Origin of the sequence: Limibacter armeniacum (genome assembly GCF_036880985.1) — a bacterium.
GTDB classification, from domain to species: domain Bacteria; phylum Bacteroidota; class Bacteroidia; order Cytophagales; family Flammeovirgaceae; genus Limibacter; species Limibacter armeniacum.
Map to the genome: position 1 here is coordinate 94,819 of NZ_JBAJNO010000002.1, position 23,509 is coordinate 118,327.

Sequence of the window (23,509 nt, forward strand, 5' to 3'; positions counted from 1 at the left end):
GAAATTAATTTTCTAAGACTAACGACATTGACTCATTAGAAACTCAAAATAAAATTTAAGTATCATTTATCAATACCGTGTTGTGCTGCGCCAACAGTGCAATGCTAATGTTTCATTTACATTTACAAACTTATTTATGCGCTTTATTACTAGAACAGCAAGAGCCTTAGGGGTCTTGATGCTTTCGGCTGGACTTCCTTTTGTCCATGCCTCAGCAACGAATCTTACGTCTATTGATATTTATCAGGAGGCAGAAATTGGTAAAAACTCTCTTAAGAGCATATTGGACAAGCTGAAAGCCAAGTTTCAGGTGAATTTTGCTTATATGGAAGAGGTCAACGATCAGGTATTAGTTCAAATGCCAGAAAGTAATGACCTTACACAAGTATTGGAGAGCCTATCATCCCAAACAGGGTACAGTTTTCAGTTAATGGGTAAATCTGTGCTTATAACATTGAGTAAATCAGGAGATGAGTCCAAAAAAATAATTCCTGTTAAGGGGCAAGTGACAGACGAAAATGGTGAAGCCATTATTGGAGCGGCAGTAAAGGTAAAAGGCACTAATACAGGAACCATTACTGATATATCTGGTAACTTTGAATTGGGAGTGCCTTCACAAAGTGCAATATTAATAGTTTCTTTTGTTGGATATCAGGCAAAGGAAGTAAAGATAGGTAACCAAACCTCTTTTGCAATCCAGTTAAAGGAAGATGCCAAGCAACTTGAAGAAGTAGTGGTTATTGGGTATGGCAAGCAATCCAAGACACGAGTGACAGGAGCGATCTCAAGCGTAAAGTCAGAAGACTTGAGCAAGTATACAGCAGGTAGTTTTGACCAGCAGCTAGTAGGTAAGATGTCAGGGGTAATGGTCAGCGAGAATGCAGCAGCTCCGGGACAGGATGCCCAGATTGTAATTCGAGGTACTTCTACTTTGACAGCTGGAACAAATCCATTGATTGTAGTCGATGGTATGCCGCTTTCAGAAGGAACATCACTTAACGATATTCCAGCAAGTTCAATAGCCTCAGTAGATGTATTGAAGGATGCTGCCTCTGCAGCAATCTATGGATCAAGAGCCTCAAATGGTGTGATCTTGATTACAACCAAAAAGGGAAGTAAGGGAAGAGCTCAACTCTCATTCGATTATTATACAGGCATTCAGCAAAGTGCAGGTGGAATTGAGTTTGCAAACGCCTATGAATCTGCCAGATATTTTACTCACGCCCGTGATTATGGTTATGTGTCAAAAGACCCAGCAAATAGAAGTGAAATAGACGATGTAGCTACTAGAAAAGCGAATGGAGCTTCCAAACGTGAATTTCGTTTGAATTACCTGGAACCTTATCTAAATGGAGAAGAAGGCTTGACAGATACCAATTGGTCAGATGAGCTTCTTCGTTCAGCACCAGTAAGCAATTACAGTCTTTCTTTGAATGGCGGAAATGATAAAACGGATTACTTCGCGAATGTTTCCTACTTTGATCAGGAAGGAATTGTGTTGACTTCGGGGCAGCAACGATATAATGCCAACGTGAGTCTGAGATCAAAGTTGAGTGATCGTGTAGAGTTTGGAGTCAACTTGAATGCTGCCTATACAAAAGTCAATGACTTGAAAGTAGGAGGCTTTGATGAAGATCCGATCAATATGCTTTGGGCTACTTATCCTTTTTTCAGTCCTTACAATGAGGATGGATCACTGAATATTGGAGCACAACATCAAGCCAATGGACCAGAGGATGGAGCATTACTGGAAAACCCAGTAGCGATGTTGGAAAACACCAAACGAGTAGAGAACAGGTTCAGAACTTTTGGAAATGCCTATATGCAATTGGAGTTGCTGAAAAACCTAGTCTATAAAACTTCAGTGGGTACTGATTTCAGCAGTAACCATTATGACTACTTCTCTCCGAATACAATTGGTGCGTACCGTCAGCCATTCCCTAACAAACAAGCAAAGTCGTGGGAAAAGAACAGCCATTATTTTAACTACTTGTTTGAGCATATCATGACTTATGCTAATTCATTTGGGGATCATGATATCAACTTGATGGCAGGTGCTACCATGCAGCGTGAAGATGGGGTGAGTACATCAGTATCAGGAACTGGTATTGCTGATAACAATATCGATAACATTGCGGGAGCTTCCTCATTTGGGGTAACCTCAGATAGGTATGCATGGACACAGATATCTTACCTAGCGCGTGTACAGTACTATTATAAAAACAGGTATCAGCTATCTGTAGCAGCCAGACGCGATGGCTCATCAAGATTTGGTGATAACACCAAGTGGGCAGTATTCCCATCAATCTCTGGAGGTTGGATTATTTCAGAAGAAACGTTTTTCCCTAAGCAGGATTTTCTGACGTATCTTAAGTTAAGAGCGAACTGGGGTATGACAGGTAACAACCAGATTGGTTCGTATGGCTCTAAGGCGTTGGTGACTTCTTCGGACTATGTGATGAATGGAACCTTGCAACCAGGTTTTGCAGCAACGACAGCACCTAATCCCAACTTGTCATGGGAAACCAATACCTCTTCTAATTTTGGATTCGATGTACAATTGTTGAGTAAGGTAAACTTCTCAGTCAATTATTACCAGTCTACTACGACAGACCTGCTATTGAGTGTGCCTGTTCCTGAGCATTCAGGCTATAGTAAGTCACTTCAGAATGTGGGTTCTATGAGAAACAAAGGATTTGAGTTGGAACTGAATGCTGTAGAACTGAATGCAGGTGAGTTCACTTTCGGTTTTAATGCCAACCTGACGACCAACCAGAACGAAATCCTTTCATTGGCACCTGGTCAGGAGCAGATCCTGACAGGTTATAACAGTTCTTTCCTTACAGAAGTTGGAGGGCCACTGGCACAGATGATTGGTTACAAAGTGACTGGAGTTTATAAGGATCAGGAGAGCATTGAGGCTACTCCTCACCTAAAAGGGACTATCCCAGGAGATTATATGGTAGAAGATGTTAATGGTGATGGCATCATCAATGCCGATGATAAGGTAGCGCTAGGTACATATGAGCCTAAACTTTTCTATGGTTTTGGTGCCAATATGAGTTACCGCAATTTTGACCTTTCCTTTGCATTCAACGGGATTGAGGGTAGAAAAATCTTTGACCAACCTGTGATGCAAGCCAATACAGGAGAAGGATTTGCAGTGCCTACTAAAGACTATGTCAATAACTACTACCACCCTGAGTTTAATCCGGATGGTAAGTATGCACAGCCTAACATGGGTAACTTCTCTTCTGCCAGAAAGAACACAAGAGGCAATAGTATGGATGTACTTGATGCCGATTACTTGAGACTCCGAAACATTCAGTTGGCATACAAGCTACCAGAAGCAGTACTGACGAAATTGAATCTATCAGCAGCTAGAGTATATGTAGCTGCTAATAACCCACTGACCTTTACAAAATATGCTGGTGCAAACCCAGATGGAAAAGTAACGGCAAACCTTGAACAAGGTAGTGTAAATGCCATTCCTCACCCAGTGGTAAAATCTTATATGGTAGGTATGAACCTAACTTTCTAATTATTGAGATCAATGAAAAAACTATATAGAATATTCATCGTGATATTGGCAGCTAGTCTGGCAGCATGTGATTTTGACTTGAACCAAAGTCCGATAACGGAGAAAGAAAGTTCTAATTTCTTCAAGAGTGAAATTGAAATAGAAGAGGCTGTCTATGGCGTATATGGAGCCTTAAGAAGCAACGGTGTATACGAACTTGGGATTCCTGTCATAGGGGAAATTTCTTCTGACAACACTTTTGATGAAGTACCTGCGAATGATGGGGGTAATTACGGAGAGCTTGATGAGTTTACAGTGATTCCTTCTAACTCTGTGATTGCAAGCATTTGGAAAGACTCATACGTTGCAATACAACGAGCCAATGTAGTACTAAATCGCATTGGGGATATCCCTTTTAAAGATGAGTATGTCAAGCAGAACAGGATTGGCGAGATGAAATTTCTGAGAGGGTTGCTTTATTTCAACCTTGTCAGAATATATGGGGATGTGCCATTGATCATTGAAGAAACAACTGATGTAAATGCGGCCTTTGGTGTAGAGAGAGCCGCTGTATCAGAAGTTTACAATCAAATCATTCAAGATTTGAAAGCAGCAATAGAAGTATTGCCGTTGGATGGTGGCGCTGATGGCCGAGCTGAGAAAGGAGCTGCACAGGCATTGTTGGCAAAAGTTCACCTTACATTGAAGGATTACGCTAACGCTAAACAATTACTGGATCAAGTGCAATCCTCAGGACAGTATGGGTTGCTGGAAAGTGGCAATGATATTTTTGCCATTGCAAACAAAGGCAACCGTGAAGTGATGTTTGCGGTAAAATTTGAATCTGGCATTAACGGAAACTCAATGGGCAGCTCTATCTTCAGAATGTGTACACCTTCTGGTTATTACGCATCTGGAAAAGGACATAATATCCCAACGGAACAACTCTATAGCCTTTATGAGGATGGTGATTTGAGAAAAGAGTCCTATGTCAAGCATGTAGAAGGTATTTATTATGTGTCTGGTAAGATGGATGCACCTACCACAGTACCGGATGATGCCGGCAATGACTTTGTTGTGTTGAGATTCGCAGATGTACTGCTAATGTCTGCCGAAGTGGAAAACGAGTTGGGAAATACAGCTTTAGCTGCGGAAATGCTGAACAAGGTACGTCAGCGTTCAGGAGCTTCAGAAGTGTTGGCTGATGGGCAGGTTACACTTAGAAGTACCATTGCAGCGGAACGTCAAATGGAATTGGTAGGAGAAGGTCACCGCTGGTTTGATCTGCTTAGAACAGGTCAGGCTATAGAAGTGATGAATAAGCACTTTGCAGAGAGAGGACAGAATATTGTGGTGGACCAAGATAACTTACTGATGCCAATTCCTCAGTCACAAATTGACGCAGACCCTGTGTTAAACCAGAACCCGGGCTATTAAGATAAGAAAGGGAGTGCCAAATCTGGCACTCCTTATTAAAACCATAAGTACAAATCATTTTGATTCAATAGACTTTAGCACGATTAACATATGCTGATAATCTCGGTGACTGTGTGTAGCCGCAGCACCAATAAATACATACTTCGATATTATTGAGTGAGTATCGAGAGTTTGTGAAAGTGATGAATGTTAATCATGATAGACATTAATATAACAACTAATAAGATGTTCAAAGAAATATATAAATCGAAATATTGGGCTGTTTTATTGTTGACAACTGTATTGGGTACCGCTTGTCAGCAAACAGAATCTCAAAACAAAAAGGCACAGGTAACAGTACAGGAAGCTGGTGTAGCTAAAGGGAACACGAGAGCGGAGAAAATTCTTTATCGAATTCAAAACCCATCCAAGGATTATGTATTGGCAGTAGCCCATAGAGGAGATTGGCGCTATGCTCCTGAGAACAGCCTTTTGGCAATCCAGCATTGTATTGATCTGGGAATTGATATTGTTGAGGTTGATTTTAGAAAAACGAAGGATGGACATCTGGTAGCAATGCATGACAAAACTGTAGATCGTACCACTAATGGAAAGGGTAAGGTAAGCGACATGACACTAGAAGAGATCAAGGCATTGAGATTGAAAAATAGCTGTGGTGTTCGAAACTCTCGTCAGCAGGTGCCAACCCTTAAAGAGGTGATGGTACTTTGCAAAGGCAAAATCATGGTCAACCTGGACAAAACGGAAGGAGAAACGGTAAGGGAAGCTTTCGAGGTGCTGAAAGAAACAGGAACTGTCAATCAGGCTATATTTAAGGGAAATGATCCTGTCGCTTTTATGAAAGAGAAGTATGGTTCCCTGATGGATAGTCTTATATACTTCCCGAAGGTTTGGCCACACCTTGAAAACCCTGAACAGTTTGTTACTGATTTCAATCAGGAGCTTAGCCCAATCGGCTATGAGATGATCTTTGATCAGGAAAACAGCTTTGTGACAGAAGAGATCAAGCGAATGAACAAACAAGGCATTACAGTCTTGAATTGTGCACTTTGGGATGACCTAGTAGCAGGACATACTGATGAGCGTGTGTTGTTTGATGGTCCTGATGCTTCTTGGGGCTGGCTGATTGACAATGGCGCCAATGCAATCATGACTGATCGATGTGAAGAATTACTCTCTTATTTAGAGAAGAGAGGTGTAAGAAACCTTTAATTGATGCTTGTTGGATAAAGTGGCACGGCGGAAGGAAACGGAAGCCGTGCCTTTCTTTTTTGGTTGTTATGGGTAAAATGCCATTCATGATAATTTAAAATCCCATTTACGTTTTAAACTAACTGTTTCCATATCTTCCCATTTTGGATAACCTTTTACGCATACCCCTATGATTTTTTTGATACCCAAAATGAGAATATACACGTATTATCAGCTTTCGATGCTTATGATACTGCAATTGTACAGCATCTCAGTAGCTTTAGCACAAGTTTATACGACAGAAAGGATAATTGTCAAGATTAAGCCTGAAGTGGATAGTAACAATTGGCAGACTTTTATTGCTTCAAATGCATCACACCCTCAGTCAAGATCAATATGTAAACCACTTACTTTTAATGCTGAAAACCAGGTCTACACTATTGATGGGCTTACATCATCCTTCTGTCAGGAATTGTATCAAAGTGGGATGGTTGATTATATAGAAATGGATCACTGGGGAACGGTAACTGCTTCACATGAAGCTATGTTACCTAATGATCCAGGCTTTTCAGATCAATGGTATTTACATAACGATGGTAACTCGGCGTTATATCCGGTAAAAGCAGGTGCAGACATCAATGTAGAGGAAGCTTGGGAATATACACAGGGAGATACCAGTGTAGTAGTAGCAATTTTGGACACTGGAATCAATCCAAGCAATCCTGATTTTGAGGGGCGAATATGGCAAAATAAGAAAGAGCTCCCCAACGGATTGGATGATGATGGTAATGGACTGGTAGATGATATTTGGGGTTGGGACTTCCATAATAATGATAATGAACCAACAGACAACAGTGGGCATGGTTCTATGGTAGCAGGGATTATAGGAGCTAATGGCAATAACGGTCAAGGGTTTTCGGGAATAGATTGGCATTGTAAGCTGATGATATGCCAAGTAATAGACAGCAAGGAAGGGGGTTTTTATAGCAACTGGATTAGAGGCATCTATTATGCTGTAGAGAATGAAGCAGATATCATTAACCTTTCTGTAGCGGGAAATACTGACTCAAAAGCATTGGAAGAAGCAATCCGCTATGCTGTATCACGAGGGGTACTGGTTGTTTCGAGTATGGGGAACGATAATGTAGAAACTCCTGCTTACCCTTCAGCCTATTCAGAGGTATTGGCTGTAGGTGCCACAAACCCCGATGATACTCGAAGTATCGCTTTCAGTGGTGACTTGACAAAAGGAAGCAACTATGGTACGCACCTAGATATAATGGCACCAGGTAACTATATCAGAGGGTTGAACCATACGGATGACCTATTGCCTGTAAAAGTCTGGAGCGGTACCTCTATGGCTGCACCTATGGTATCAGGAGCAGCAGCACTGCTGAAGGCGTATTATCCTAACCTGACCCCTCAGGAAATTATGGCCTTTATCAAGCATACGGCTGTGGATCAGGTAGGTAACCCGGCAGAGGACCAGAAAGGTCGAGACAACTATTATGGATATGGTAGATTGGATGCAGGTAAGCTTCTGAAAGCAGTCGATAACAAGTTAAAGTTACCGATAGAAGGGCTAACCGTTGCGCCTAACCCAGTCAGTGACCTGATGACCTTTAGTTTGCGATTAGATAGTGAGTCGCCTTTAATGTGGCAACTAATTGATATGGAGGGTAGAAAGCTACGTTCAGGAGAGACTGTTGCGAGCGCTGTCTTCAGTAAACAGCTGAGCCTTCAGGGACTGGTATCAGGTATTTATATATTGAAAGTCAGTACCATTAGGAAGACATATTATTGTAAGTTGTTGAGGAAATGACGAAGGTTAACAGAATATTTGTTGAACTTTAAGGGGCAAAGTTTAAACAAAAATTAATACTTGAGCAATGGGAGGAGCTTCTTCTGTTAGGATACCTTCAGTATCTTCGTAGTTGACTTTATAAATCAGAACCTTACTCAATTTTTCAATGACTATCCAACTATCTAATAACCTAACTATGCTTCAAGACTTTCACCTTCTTCAGCGCCTTCAGTCCGGAGATGAGTACGCTTTTAAGCAAATCTATGAGCAACACTGGGAAAGCCTTTATATCAAAGCGTATAAAAGGTTGGATGATCCTGACTTGGTGGAGGAGATTATTCAACAGTTATTTGTGGAGCTTTGGGAGCAAAGGGAGACAGTTGCCTTTGATAAAAACTGGAGCGCATACCTGCAAGGAATGCTGAAACACAAGATATTGATGTACTTTCGTAAAAGGTATGCCAAAGAGAGCCACTTTGAGGAAATCAGGCAATATCAAACAGAAATGGCAACTTTGACAGAGTCTAGTATCCTGCAGCGTGACTTGTTGAATCAGGTAGAGAAGCTAATACAGGAGTTACCTGAGAAAACCCGTGAAGTATTTGAACTAAGTAGAAAAAGTTACCTTTCTAATAAGGAGATCGCCGAAAGACTTTCAATTTCTACCAAGACAGTAGAATACCATATTAATATGGCACTTCAGTTTTTGCGAAAGCATTGTCAAGAGTACTCCTCGCTTTTTGTGTTTTTTATACTTAATCTGCTGTAATGTGTCATTAAATACCTACCCAAAACCAAAAAACATAAAGCCTCTGCTTCTATTAAGAAAAGCAGAGGCTTTATGTTTTACAGTCGGTAGAAAATACTGGAAATTGCCACCTTTCGCTAACTACCCACTTATTTAAATCGAAAACTTAACACAAATGAAATTCAATCTGGTTTACCATCCAAATATTTTATTAAAAATATAAGACTCATCATTTAAGCAATGATGAAATAGGTCTGATTGTATAATACCTAGATGATATAATAAGAACAACCAACAGAGATTTTAGTAAAAGGGTACTCTTAAGTAGGAAGTATATTAAAATACTTTGATGGGTTTCAATTAATAGGCAACAATTTATTCATGATTTGGTGATCTGCTCCCACTAGGGTTAGGGTAGGGGTTATGCAACTATATAAGTGGAACCAAAGATGAAAATTGTGCAACTCAAAGATTTAATAGAAAAATATAAGAACAACCAACTCAATGACGAGGAGCGTGACCTGTTGGACCGATGGTACTTTGCCTTTGACTTAAAGCCCGATGACGATTTCCTGAATCAATGGAAACAAGGAGGTAGAGAAGCTGCATACCATAGGATCTGGTCAGGGGTTAAGCGTATGTTAGTGGACAGAAAGCCTGTACAGCGTTGGTGGCAGCGTGTGCCTATGCAGCAGGTAGCTGTACTGGTGATTATGTTGAGTGGTCTATTGGGATTGGTTTTAAAACGGGATGTCCTCATTCAGGAACTGGAGCAAGCAATGATCATATCAGTAATAGCACCTAAAGGGCAGATGCTTACCTATCACTTGCCGGATGGCTCGGGGGTGTCGTTGCACCCTGGTAGCAAGCTGAAGCATTATCGCTTTTTTATGGGGAGTACCCGTACAGTCAAGTTAGAAGGTGAAGGTTTCTTTGAAGTCACAAAAAACAAGGACAAACCCTTTGTAGTACAGACAGGCCTGATGGAAACACGGGTATTGGGAACCTCTTTTGATGTAGTAGCCATCCCAAAGAGCAAGCGCTTTGTGGTAACAGTAAAGACAGGAAAGGTACAGGTCAGTTACAAGGATCAGTTGCTGGCACAGTTGGTACCTGGTACCAGCATTCGAGTAAAACTGGAAGAGGATGGAAAGCCAGATGCCGTCAGAGAGGAGGTCAGGGACTTGCGATATCTCAGTTGGATGGAAGGTAAACTGTCATTTGAGGAGATTTCCTTGCAGGAGCTTGTTTGGTACTTGAAGCAGCGCTATGGGGTGGAGGTACATCTTGGAACAACAGCTATCAAGGAATTGAAGCTTTCTGGAGATTTCACGGGACTCTCAGTGGTACAGGTGTTGAAAATCATTCAAGAGATTTACCCACTGGAAGTAACCCAGCTGTCAGAAGAAAAGTTCTCTCTGACTGAGAGAAACTCTGATCCTAATCGGCCATAATCAATTGATGATGCTGACAGAACTATAGAAATATGTTTGGTGATGTTGCAGCTTCGGTTTGTGACTAAATTATATGATGAGCTATTATCTTAAAAATTTATAAAAACACCGACAACCAATTCAATAAAGAATCCAATGGTAAGTTGCTGCTACACTGCTGAAGGGTGGCTTAATGGCTTTGCCAAGACCACAGCAACTAACCAAACACAATAATATCTCCCTACTGTTTGCTGATGAGGCGGATGGGTCCTTAAAAAAACAGGTCTGCGGACCTGAATGGGATTGTATTGTCTAAACTTTTTGGCAGGGAACCATAACAATAAAAATAGGATAATGAAACCAATTAATGGAGCAATGGAACTCAATAAATACAAAAGGCTGAAAGCAAACACTGTCCGCCAAGGACTCGTACTGCTGGTGTTTAGCCTGCTTTGGAATATGAATCAGGTGATAGCCTATCCAACACAAGACTTGTTGAACAGGCGGGTATCTCTGCTATGTGAGGGGTGTCACTTGCAGGACGCCCTTAAGCAGTTGACTCAGGGTACCCATATTAAGTTTGTCTATAACCCTGCTGAGTTAGATGGCTTACAATTGGATCGCGGAAACTACCCTGAGATGGAACTGGGTACCTTGTTGCAACAATTGCTGCAACCGTATGGGTTGGAGCATAAGGTGATTAACAATCGTATAGTGATACGCAAAGTTGCCCGTGAGGGAACCGGCAAGATTATGGGTCGTGTACATGATGCCCAAAAAAAGGAGGAGCCCCTGATTGGAGCCAACGTACGCGTGTTGGGTACAGCATTGGGGGCGGTAGTTAAGGCTGATGGCACTTTTACGATAGACAACCTGCCTGAAGGAGCCTACACATTGGTCGTGACCTTTTTGGGCTATCAATCCAAGCAGCTGGAAGGGGTTAGGGTCTATGCAGACAATATTACCAATCTGGAGATAGGGTTGCTTGAACGTAGTGAGCAGTTGGAGGAAGTAGTTGTGCAAGGAGATATAGATGTCCGTTATGCGCCAGTCGAAAACTCTACGGAAGTCTCTCTGATTACCCAGATGCAGGAGAGTGTGGGCATCGTGACGGGAATATCTAACCAGCAGATTAGCCAAAGCCTAGACAGGGATGCCGGTGATGTGGTTAAGCGGGTACCGGGAGTTACCCTGATGAATGACTTTGTATTGATTCGTGGGCTGGACCCCCGCTATACCATGACTTACCTCAATGGTATGATAGCACCAAGTACTGACCAAAATCGCCGTGTTTTTGCTTTTGATCTAGTGCCCAGCGGGCTTATCGACCAGGTTACGGTATACAAGAGTCCTGCACCTGAGCTGCCAGGGCAGTTTGCTGGAGGAGTGGTCAAGGTCAGTACCAAGAGTGCGGGGGCAGTACGCCGCCTGCAAATAGGCATTTCGGGACAGTACCGTACAGGAGGTAGTTCTTTTGCAGATATCTATTCCAATACAGGCAAGAATGACAGCGACTTGCTGGGATTGGGAATGACTGGCCGCCGTTACGATGAGCGTCTCTATGACCCTGGCTTCAAAATGCCCAGTTACCAGACCTACCCAGAACTGAATAAGGAGTTGGTGGATAACTTTCCGGACCCGTATAGTCTGACCCAAAGTCACCATAACTTTGACAAGCGTGTCCGGATAAACTACTATGACTCTTGGAAGTTAGGAACTACCCGCCTCAACAATCTTACCTCGGTGGGGTATACCAATCAGCAACGCTTTATTGAGCAGTACCGGCAAGGGATTACTAGGCCTGCTTATAACCACCTAGAAGAAAAACCATTTATTGAGAAGGACTTTACCTTTTATGATAGCCTGTACAATGCGGCCGTCAGGTTGAGCCTGTTGGAAGACCTAACTTTCCAGCTAAATGAACAACATAAGGTTGGATTCAACCTGTTCTATAATCGAAGTGTGGAGGACCAAACTGCCAAGCGTAACCGAAGTTTAACAGTAGGGGAATTTCAAGATACCACCATCATTGCATCAAAGGACTATAGTATCAATATGGAGTTTACCCAGCGAGACCTCCTCACTGGACAGCTGGAAGGGGAGCATACCATAGGTAGCCACCACTTGCGCTGGTACCTGGGCCGCACCTGGATCACGGAGGATATGCCGGACTTCCAGAGCTATGATTTTAACAGCGAATCGACTTATACCATTACAGACGAAGGTGGCCGTACAAGCCGCAGAGGAACTTTGGAAACCGAGGAGATGGGCAAGAACTATGGGATGGATTATAGCTGGCAGCTGCCCAGTCAGCTAAAGCTAAAGCTAGGGGGACTATACCAGAAGCGATACCGCTATATGGACTCCTTTTATTACCTGCCATACTTTTCCAAACCGGGTTCCAATACTTATCCCGTGAAAGATGTTTACCAGCCCTGGTTTCATATGACAGAGATCTATAATCCGGAAGGGGCAGAAGAGGAAGGCTGGACCAAGACTATTAAACGAGACTTTGCTGAGGGAAGATATTCGGTGGATTTTGGGATACAGGCCGTTTATGCGGGCATAGAGTTGCCGCTGCTAGACCGCAAGCTGGAGGTACATGCTGGAGTCCGTTTTGAGCATGGTAAAAGGGTGGTCTACGATAACCTAGATCGGGAGATTCTCACTGAGAATGGTCCTGAACGGGACTACTGGCTGCCTTCGGGAGGCATTACTTGGAATATTAACCGAAAGGTAAAACTCCGGGGCACTTATGGGAGAACCTTGGACCGTCCAGCCCTGCGGGAGACCAGTAACTTCACTTTCTATGAGTTTTCAGAAAGCCTACTCTATGTGGGAGATCCTGAATTGGAAGATGTCGTGATTGATAACTATGACCTAAGAGCAGAATGGTACCCTTCTGCAGGAGAGTTTTTGTCGGTAGGTCTCTTCTATAAGAATCTATCTCAACCCATTGAGCTGTTTGATATAACCAACAGTGCAAGTCAGGCACCATATAATGTAGTTGTTTACGGGAACAGCGATCGGGCCACTGTTAAAGGTATAGAGATAGAAGTTCGCCGCAAGCTCTCTTTTATTCCCTGGCAACCTATGCGGTACTTTTCCATTATCGCTAATCTAGCCTTAGTGGACGCTCAGGTAGACCTTGGAAGCGCCTTTTATACTACTGGAAGTTCACGGGCAGAATCAGGACAAGAACGTGCCATGGTGGGCAGTTCGCCTTATGTAATCAACGGAGGGTTGTACTTTGAACAGCCTGACTGGAATACTACCCTGTCGGTGATCTATAACCGAATCGGCCAACGCATGGTCTCGGCTGGGCAGTCTGGGCAAGGGCCTGTCTATGAACTACCCCGTGACCAACTGGATCTGACCTTTACCCAGCAGTTGATGCCTTTCTTGAAAGTGAAACTGGGCGTACAGGATTTGCTTAACCAATGGGTAAGGCTTTATCGGGATAACAATGTGGATGGTAAGTATGAACCAGACAAGCAATACGAGTATGTCAGAAAAATCTATAACGATGAGGGAGAATTGGTAGATGAGCCAGTATATCAAGTAATGGACCATGTTCATAGTCAGTTCCGTCCAGGGAGCTATTACTCGGTAGGGTTTACCTTCTCTCTCTAGATGTAGTCTGGTTTCGGCTTCACTCAATGAGCGAATTAATGCAGAGCAAGTTGGAGTAGCTAGTATCAAATGCCTTTAGGTTGAATAAAAATATAACTGCCTCAGGGTGGGGCAGGGATTGATGTAATACACAAAACAATAAAGACCTAGACAACAAACAGTATCGAATAGTTTTGCATCTGTGGGGGCAGGGCTCCCGCCGTGCAGGTTGTAGCCACCATCCTACCTATCCAGAACCTGTGGCACCTGTGCGGGAAGTGCCACCTTCTCGCTATAATCCATCTTATTTTAATAGAAAACTTAGATTTTAAAATGAAATCATTCTTGAAATTTTCCAAGATTACTTTGTCTGCCATGGTAGGTGGACTCCTATTCCTTTATTCATGTTCAGACCAATTGGTTGACGACGTTGCCAAAGGTGAAGTGTCAGCAGTACAGGCTGAGATTACGTTGGGCGAAAACCCAGATGCAACTGGTGTGTCAGAGATATCTTCTGATATGACTCTGACCGCTGGTAACACCTACGTGCTGAACCAGTTTGTAAGAGTACTTTCAGGAGTAACACTTACTATCCAACCAGGTGTAACGATCAAGGGCAAAAAAGGCACTCTGTCAGGTGATCCTGCGACTGGCACCCCTCCAGGTACCCTAATTATAGAAAGAGGAGCCAAGATCAAGGCAGAAGGAACAGCTTCAAGCCCAATCATCTTTACTTCCTATGAAGGTGCTCCAGCACCTGGTGATTGGGGTGGGGTTGTGATCCTAGGCAAAGCACCTGTAAGCAATAATGATACAGACCCTCAGATTGAAGGGGTACCGGAAGGAACTACTGGAGATAACTCTTACGGCGGTAACAAAGAGACTGATAACTCAGGAGTAATGCAGTATGTACGTATCGAGTATGCAGGCAATACACTCACTAATGGTAACGAAACTAATGGATTAACGTTGGCAGGTGTTGGTAACGGCACAGTGATTGACCACGTGCAGGTTTCACATGGCAATGACGATGGCTTTGAGTTCTTTGGAGGTACCGTAAATGCAAAATACTTGATCTCTTACCGTAACAGGGATGACGACTTCGATACAGACCAAGGCTATACTGGTAAGATCCAGTACGGTATTGTACTTAGAGATGCCAACAGATATGTAGACTTCCCAGCTAACGGCTTTGAGTCCAACGGTGACAATGACGATGCTTCCGCTAATTTTACAGACGGCACATTTGCCAACTTTACTGTAATCGGCCCTATCAAGAATGACTGTTCTCAAGGTACGGTAAACGCTGCCTACAACTCTGGCGCTATCCTGCGTGATGCTTCATCACTGGACGTCTTTAACTCTGTATTTATGGGCTTCCCTAACTACCAGTTTGAGTTGGCTTCAGATGCCGGTACCAACCTGCAGTTTGACGGCAACGTATTGGTTGTACCTAACTATGCTGGTGCGCAAGGCACCAATGCTACTTCAGGTTTTACTGTACTGACTGCAAATACATGCGATGCAGCTGCATCGCCTTTTACTTTTGCAATGTCAGAAAGAGCGGGTCTTACTGCTAACTCATGGTCATTTAACGACACATTTAGCGTAATGCCTATTTCAGGTTCAACGTTGAACAGCGGCGCCAGCTGGACCAACGCCAAGGTAAGCACTGATGCTTTCTTTGACAAGGTAACCTTCCGAGGCGCTATGGGATACAATGCCGTGCAAAACTGGAATTTTAACAGCAACTGGACAAGCTTTAACTAAGCGTATCCCGAAAGCAGGAGATAAACTCCTGCTTTCCTTTTTTCTGCCCAGCAATAGGCTAGAAAACAAGGACCCACATCCCTCACCAACAAATACTATCCAGTGGGGATGACCCTATGTGATCGTTCAGGTGGAAATACCTTGGAAGACGGAAATATGATTGCCTTATTTCAAACAGGAAGTATTAGAAACGCAAGAACAGAAGGCCGAGAGACAAGATAAATACTGCTGCCTTAAGCTAGAAGTGATTAATACCAATTAGTAAACCATAAATCAAGAATCATTTTTTAAAACAAGCACAGATGAAAACAATGTACATAAAACAATGGGCATGGCTGCTGCTGGCCCTGCTGGTATCCGTTTTTACCGGTTGTGATGATGAGGACGATATGTCGATTGAAGGAGAAAACAAACTGATGATTACCGACATTAGCCCAAGGTCTTTTAAAACCAATGAGCCATTCCAGATCATCGGGTCTGGCTTTCACAAGGAGCCTTCCCAGAATGATGTCAAGTTTTATACCGCAGGTGCCGAATTTGGGATACAAGACAGACAGTTAGAGGTGATGGAAGTGACAGAAGAGGGAGGACAAGAGGTCTTGACCGTCAAGGTTCCTTTTGAAATTTCGATGTCAACAGGTGAGTATAATGTTGCGATATGGGTAGGGTTGGAGACCTACCGCTCTGAGCTTGTGGTTGACTTTGAGCAAGATTATGAGCCGACCGAACTGGTGGCAGTTCTTCCTGAAAGTGGCTATGCAGGCTCTGAGGTAAGCATTACACTGGATAAGGTAGCGCAATATACGACTAGTGACCTATCATATGCAGACTCTATCGCTGTTTACTTTAACGAGATTGAGGCAGAGATTTTGAAAGTGGCGCAAAAAGAGATCAAGGTACGGGTACCGAAAGGTTTACCAATTGACGCTGCTACCATCAAGGTGGTCCTGGATGGGGAGGAAGTAGGCAATACCCTCAGCTTTAGTTTACAAGAGCCACCCTCTACGGTAAGGGGCGTGATAATATCTCAAGACGAAGAATTATATAAGCTTTACTATGATGAAGAGGGAGTGAAGCAAAAGGTATATTTAGGTGTTATGCAGATGGATGATATTGTGATTGATAAGGAAACCAATATGGTGTATGGTGCTTATCAAAACAGAATTTTTAGGCTAGATATTTCTAATCCTGCAGAAAGCACTACAGAGGAGCTTTACAACATAGGAGAAGGGATGATTATTATTGAAATAGAGTTGGATGTAGCCAACAATATGATCTACTGGATAGATGCTTTGAATGGTAACATTAACAGGGCAGCAATGGATGGAACAGGTACACCTGAAACTGTTTACAGTTACCCAGGGCAAATAACCATAGGGGCAGAGCTGCTTCTGAGCAATGATGCCTTGTACTGGTCTACTATTGGTTTTGATGAGACCAACCCTGCTGTTTACAGAGGAGATAAATCAGGGACCGCAACACCAGTCAAGCTTTATGATGGCGACAGTGGCTTGATTAACTCCGCTTTTTATCTTCGGTCAGATGAGGCAACCAATAGCCTTTTTATTTCTGACCAATCTCTGTTCAATCCAGCTGGTACAACACTTTGGAGAGGAAGCCTGGATGGAAAAGATCCCCTTGAGAAAATCATAGATAGCGACAGTGGATTGGGATCTTCCTCTTATTTTACTATAGACAGTGAATTTGGATATATCTATTGGTCTGTTAAAGATGAAAGTAACCAATATGTAATAAGAAGAGCTAAGTTGGATGGGACTGAGATGGAAGGTGTCTACTTGGAAGAAAGTAGCACTTGGCATGTATTTGCTCTAGTATTATAAGAAAACTATGTGCATGAGTAAGTTAAAAGTTTTTCATAAGGCAATCGGAGATATAAGTGATTTCTGATTACGCTGAGTAAGTATGGTAAAGGCATGGATTATTGGTCCATGTCTTTCTGCTTGTTTAGTGGCATGGAGATTTGGAGTGTTTGAATATAAGAAAATAAGCAAGTAAAAGGTATAGGCTACTGGTCTATACCTTTTTGTGCTAATAAAAAAGCTGTCAAGGTAAATGCAGTAAATCCCTTTATAGTTTATGGATTAAAATATCGCTAATGTATAAGACCATAAGTCCCGAAGGTACAAAATATATCAGCGATGGACTTTAGTCCATTGTCATGTAAACGATTTTTTGAGCCCTGAAAGGGTGGTATAATCCATAATTCACGTTAGTTAACCATATCCATACCCAGTCAGGTAATATTATGCAATTGATAGTCTGGAAACTTTTCTCATTCATATGTCCTTGAAATTCCGCTAGTACTTTCTTGATTTCTCCATTAGTCACATGATGTAGAATCGAGTATTCTCATTGGAGGAATGGCAGAATACTGTCGTAGGTTAAAGAGTTTGTTTTAACTCATTCTTAAAGCTTATCCATAGCTCTTCAAGATGTATGTGTAGAAGGGAAAAAATAATGACCGGCTACCCTCCCTATACATTGTCCGTAAGCGTTTATGTTGTAAAATTGAGGTTAATGTTAAGCCAAGAAATAAAGTCCAACGGTTAGTGTGTAGCCTGTTATTTTAACTTTATATCAAGTTCATCTTCTACATTTCTTTACGATTTTTTTTCACTCCTTTTTTGTGGCATTAAACCAAAACCATACTCGTACTGATGAGAAATTTTTACCACTTAACCAGAATTTTTCTGGTATGCATTCTGGCTTTAGCCAGTTCGCAACTATTTGCTCAGGAGCCAGAACCTGCCATTAATTGGCAGTGGACACGCAAGACTGATCTCCATCTACCAAAAGGAATACAAGTGTATGAAACCAGCAGTACACTGCCTGATGGTTCACCTAACCATGCTGTCTATACAGTATTGGATAGGACTGCTAATCCTAACCTGGGTTTGAAAACTGTTTATGGCGGTGGACTTAAAACCCCGCTGGAGCGCTATCAGGAAAGTCAGTCTGGACTGGAAAAGGCCTTTGTTGCAGTCAATGGCGGCTTTTTTGGAGGCACGTCATCTGTCAGCCTTGTAGTAAATGACAGTGAGAGATTGTCTGTTGGACTTGGCGGTGTTACCAGACCAGATGCTGCTGGTAACAATGTGACAGCTTACCCTATCAGGGCAGCATTTGGCATTGAACAGGATGGTAGCCCAGCTGTTACTTGGACTTATGATGTAGCAGATGGCACAGGTGGCAAAGTCACTTACGCATTTCCGGAGCCCGGTGATAACAACGAGTACGAATATGTATTCGGACCCCAACCAACAATGGACAACTTACCTGCTGAAGCGGCAATTTGGACACCTGAGATGGCTATTGGAGCAGGTCCAATGCTGATCACCGACGGAGCGATCAACGTGACGGATGCGGAAGAATTTTTTGGAGAGGCTAGTGGTGTTGGAGTTGATGTTAGACACCCAAGAACAGCTATCGGTTATACAGCGGATGGCAAGGTGATCCTGCTGGTAGTAGATGGACGTCAAGCAGGATTTGCGACTGGTGTCACAATGCCTGAACTGGCAGCTGTTATGGAAAGCCTGGGAGCAATGGGTGCCATTAATTTGGACGGTGGCGGCTCTTCTTCTATGGTGGCTGATGGAAAAGCGATCACCAGCCCTTCAGATGCTGTTGGCATGAGAGCAGTTGCATCAGTAGTGATGATTTGTACAGAACCACAAATTTATGATACTGAAAACACGGCGGTATTCTCTACTTCTGCTGGCTGGTCTTCAACTGCTCAGGCAGGGTGGTATGGAACTTCCAACTCCCTGATTGCACCCACAGTAGATCCATCCCTTTCTCCAGATAAGACTGCTACTTATACCCTGCCAGCGGAATTTCAGGCAGCTGAATACGTGTTGGAAGGTGCTTGGGCTTCTTCAGGTTTTCCATGGAGGTCTAACGCTACACCTTACGCTGTAGTAAGAGCAGGTATGGAGGATGAGGTATATTATGCAGACCAATCCAAAAGCCCTGATCGTTTCAACCAACTGGGTACCGTACATTTAGGGCCTGGCGATAAGGTGATAATTGGTAACAATGCACCGGGTAACTATGTAACTGTCGATGCCATTAGGCTGACTAAGGTAGGAGAGAGTGTACCTGTAGTAGCAGTGGCAGAAGGCAATGGAGGCAGTTTCCTGAATGACAGTGAGGTTGCCTTGACGATCAACTTTACCTCTCCTAACACAGGTGTTACAGCTAGTCAGTTAAGGGTATTCAATAGTATTAATGGCAAAGCAGAAGAAGAGATCTTGGTAGATGACCTAAGTGGAAGAGAAGCTACATACAATTTTGCACATACACTAGTAACTCTTGGGGAGAACCGTTTCCGTTTTGAAGCGGAAGATAACTTGGGAAGAAAAGTATCAGCGACTTTCATAGCGGTATCGCGTTCTTTTGACATTGCTTTAGAGAATGGAGAAACAGGAAAACACCAGACACAGCATATGCTCTCAGTTCCGGTTCGGATGGATGCGTCTAACCTTTCAGGGATAAACCTGTCAAAGCTTGAGGTATTCGAAATCAAGGGGATTGATACCGTCAATGTACTGTCAGAAACCTTAACTCAAGCGGTGGAGGAATATACTTTCAACCAGCAAGTTAAAGCGCCGGCCAAATCCAAACTCAAGTATCTCTTCCGTGCTACAGCATCCAATGGTGACATGGCTGAGATTATGTATCAGGCTGAGGTAATTCCGGCAAGAGGAAGCACTCGTCTGGCGGTTATCTCTGATATGAATGGTAGTTATGGCGCTACAGATTATGAATGGCAAGTGGATAGTATCATGCAGCGGATTCCAAGAATATGGAACCCTGATATGGTAGTATGCGGTGGTGATATGGTGGCAGGACAGTCTGCTTCCCTGACACAGGAAGAAGTGAAGGCAATGTGGGCAGGTTTTGATCAGGATGTATTTTCACCGCTAAGAGATGCCACCATTCCTTTTGCCTTTACATTGGGTAACCACGACGGTACGGTAGGTTTTCAAATGGAACAGGATGAGGCAGCGGCTTACTGGAATACGCCGGGTAACCATCCGGGATGGGAGCCGATTAATGAGGAAAGGTACCCGTTCTTCTCCACTTTCAGAATTCCGGGCAACAGTGACCTGTTCTTCCTTTCATGGGATGCATCAAAGGCAAGTTTTACTGCAGAAGAGCTGGCTTGGGTAGAGACACAGCTACAGTCATCGGAAGCTCAGAATGCCAAAATGAGATTTGTAATAGGACACATTCCTCTTTATGCGGTGGCAGCTGAGAGAAATGGCACTGGTAACACATTGGTCAATCCTGAAGAAATCAGGGCTTTACTGGAACAATATGATGTCCATACCTATATTTCAGGTCACCACCATGCCTATTATCCTGCCAAGAGAGGTAACATCGACCTTTTGAATGCAGGAGCTATTGGATCAGGACCAAGACAGCTGCTCAACTCAACGCTAGCCCCTACCAATACCGTGACCTTGATGGATATTTTCCATGCGGCTGACTCTGAGAATGTTTACGGTGTTGATACTGTAATTTATACAACATTTGAGACACAATACCAGCTTGCAGAGGACATGCCTTTGCTGGAAGAGAAGACATTGCCGGAAGCCTTGATCAGTTACAACGGTTATGTGGTCAGAAGAGATATCCCGATGCATGGGGATGCCTCAGCTCAATTGTCAGCTCTGAATATTTCAAGAAACGTTATCTCTAAAGGAAATGGAGAAGTAGACATTCACTTACATAACGGCACATTGGAAATCAGTGGTTCTTTTAATAACCTTTTAGGCAAATTGTCAGAGGCTGATGACGCAGTGGCACTTTATTTTGGTCTGCATGGAGATGAGAGCGGTGAGGCGCTTACCAATTTCACAGTGACTACGGCAGATCAAAAGAATGGAACGTTTACTGCTGTCATCCAGGAAAATGTGGCAGACTTGGTAGAGCAAATGAACATGGGAATGTTGTATGTGATGCTGAAAACAGATCAGTACCCGAACGGTGAGATCAGGGGACAAATTTACCCATTACGTAATACAGCACCTGAAATGGCAACCATTACCTCCCATCAAACAGAGGAGGTTTATCCTGTAAGAGATGTAGAGGCTATTTTCAATGTGGAGTGGAGTGCTGCTACTGATGCTGAACACAACAACGTGACTTACTTCTACCAGCTAGCGAAGGATGCGGACTTTCAGGAAATTGTATGGGAAGGTAGTGCTGGAAAGAAAACAGCTTACTCTTTAAAGACAGAGAAAAACTTTTACACTTTGCTTACGGATATGGGAGCTACAGAAGGAGTTGCCGTAACTTTCTATCATAGAGTGATTGTGACCGATGGTAAGCATATTGAAAAAGGAGCAAGTCATGTACTGAAAGTAGCTTTGAGCAATGAGCCTATTGATGGTTTTGTCAATACGTTGGCACCTGATTATCAGTACAAGCAACAAACAGGTATCACTTCGGCTGCCAACGGTCATGGTGTGGCTGTTGATGGAAACGGACGTATCTGGTCTGTATCCTACTCTGCGGGTATCATGGTGCATAACCCTGACGGTACTATTCATAAGTTTGATGGAGCTACTTACAGTGATGACTATATTTCATCTGTGATGCTTCCAAATGGTAGTAGCCTTTCGGCAGTCTACAATAGGGGATTGGGTACTGATATTGACGGCAACATTTTAGTCTCTATGAATAATTCCAATCTGGTGAAGGTGGATGCCAATACCGGTACAGTGCTGAGGCATTATAACTTGGGTACTTCACTTACAAACCCGTCAATGGATGCCACCGGCCGTATATTTTTGGCTTCGGTTGTGGGCAATAGCCAATTCTTACTGAAAGAAAGTGGAGCTGATACCTATGAGGTGATCAAGCAATTTGAGGTAGCAGAAAGACCATCGGTGGTAAGAGCTGCCGCTATTACAAAAGATGGTTCAAGGATTATCCTACCGCCACATTCGGGACAGAAAGCCAACGTTTACAGAGCTATTGATACAGACAAATTGATCTTTGATCAGGCAGAGGAGATTGCTTTCGAAAACAGTGGTGCATCGTCTAACAGTGTAGCTTCCGTAATGGGTAGCCGTGTATTTGTACTGGTGAATAAGGCTAAAATTGGTGCCCAACTGATCTTTAGGGATTATCAGAAGCAACTTGGATGGACACTTGAACTTCCAGATGTGGCCACTTCAGATATTAGGGGGATTGCATTGGATCAGGCAGAAGGTAAGTTCTACTTGGTCAGCTCAGCAGATGGGTCTGTGTCGGAATGGGCAGTACCAGCGTCTATCAGCTTCGGAAAGCTCAACTTTAAGTACAACGGTAAACAAGCAATGCCTGAGGTTATGACTGAGCCAGCAAGTCTTTCTCCAGTTATTACTTTTAATGGCAATGAAGAACTCCCAGTTAATGCAGGACAATACACAGTTGTAGCACAAACTTTTGAGGCAGGTTATGAGATGAATGCTGAAGCAGTTATGACGATTGAGAAGGCATCCCTGACTGTACATGTCCCTGACCTGACCTTAAGTGAGGGTGAAGCAATGCCGCAGAACTTGATCGTAATATATGAGGGTTTTGTCAACGGAGAAGATGAAAGCAGCTTGCAAGGTGCACTGTTATTCTCTACTGTAGGAGATTCAATGGTAACTGCCTCTGGATTGGAATCGCGAAACTATGAGATCAACTATTTGCCAGGTGAGTTAACAATAGAGGCAGTGACGGGTATTGATGACCTTGTCAATGGACAACCTGTACTGATGTACCCTAATCCGGTAACGGATCAGGTAAAAGTGAAGGCAAATACAAAGGGTATTCTGAAGATTTCAGTATTTAGTGCAACCGGAAGATTGGAGTATCAGGTCATGGCAGAAAATGACAAGCCGTTTTCACTGGAACACCTGAGTCAGGGACTATATTATATGAAGATAAAGGTGGATGAAAGCACCATTGTCAGAAAGTTGATCAAGTTATAATTA

10 protein-coding genes are annotated in these 23,509 nt (G+C 43.1%); all 10 read left to right on the forward strand.

Annotated features, from left to right (window positions below; translation table 11 throughout):
• Nucleotides 1-136 precede the first annotated feature (136 nt).
• Nucleotides 137-3,541, forward strand: coding sequence for a SusC/RagA family TonB-linked outer membrane protein (locus V6R21_RS01610; RefSeq protein ID WP_334240252.1), 3,405 nt, complete (start codon nt 137-139; stop codon nt 3,539-3,541).
• Nucleotides 3,542-3,553: 12 nt separating this feature from the next.
• Nucleotides 3,554-4,957: a RagB/SusD family nutrient uptake outer membrane protein gene (locus tag V6R21_RS01615; RefSeq protein WP_334240254.1), complete on the forward strand. Its 1,404-nt coding sequence runs from the start codon at nt 3,554-3,556 to the stop codon at nt 4,955-4,957.
• A 225-nt stretch (nt 4,958-5,182) separates the two neighbouring features.
• Nucleotides 5,183-6,169: a glycerophosphodiester phosphodiesterase family protein gene (locus V6R21_RS01620; protein ID WP_334240256.1), complete on the forward strand. Its 987-nt coding sequence runs from the start codon at nt 5,183-5,185 to the stop codon at nt 6,167-6,169.
• Between the two features lie 226 nt (nt 6,170-6,395).
• Nucleotides 6,396-7,970 carry a S8 family serine peptidase gene (locus tag V6R21_RS01625; RefSeq protein WP_334240258.1) on the forward strand — a complete coding sequence of 525 codons (1,575 nt, stop codon included), beginning with the start codon at nt 6,396-6,398 and terminating at the stop codon, nt 7,968-7,970.
• Nucleotides 7,971-8,118: 148 nt separating this feature from the next.
• Entirely contained in the window at nt 8,119-8,721 is a 603-nt protein-coding gene (locus V6R21_RS01630) for an RNA polymerase sigma-70 factor (protein WP_334240260.1), read from the forward strand.
• A 428-nt stretch (nt 8,722-9,149) separates the two neighbouring features.
• On the forward strand, nt 9,150-10,154 hold the full coding sequence (locus V6R21_RS01635) for a FecR family protein (protein ID WP_334240262.1): 1,005 nt from the start codon (nt 9,150-9,152) through the stop codon (nt 10,152-10,154).
• A gap of 333 nt (nt 10,155-10,487) precedes the next feature.
• Nucleotides 10,488-13,766 (forward strand): TonB-dependent receptor, encoded by a 3,279-nt coding sequence (locus V6R21_RS01640; RefSeq protein WP_334240265.1) that lies wholly within the window; start codon nt 10,488-10,490, stop codon nt 13,764-13,766.
• Between the two features lie 312 nt (nt 13,767-14,078).
• Complete coding sequence (locus V6R21_RS01645) at nt 14,079-15,515, forward strand: hypothetical protein (protein ID WP_334240267.1); 1,437 nt, start codon at nt 14,079-14,081, stop codon at nt 15,513-15,515.
• Nucleotides 15,516-15,817: 302 nt separating this feature from the next.
• Nucleotides 15,818-17,356, forward strand: a complete 1,539-nt coding sequence (locus V6R21_RS01650) for a hypothetical protein (RefSeq protein WP_334240269.1) — start codon at nt 15,818-15,820, stop codon at nt 17,354-17,356.
• Nucleotides 17,357-18,193: 837 nt separating this feature from the next.
• The gene (locus V6R21_RS01655; RefSeq protein ID WP_334240270.1) at nt 18,194-23,506 is read left to right on the forward strand and encodes a phosphodiester glycosidase family protein; all 5,313 of its coding nucleotides are present in this window, start codon (nt 18,194-18,196) and stop codon (nt 23,504-23,506) included.
• Nucleotides 23,507-23,509 lie beyond the last annotated feature (3 nt).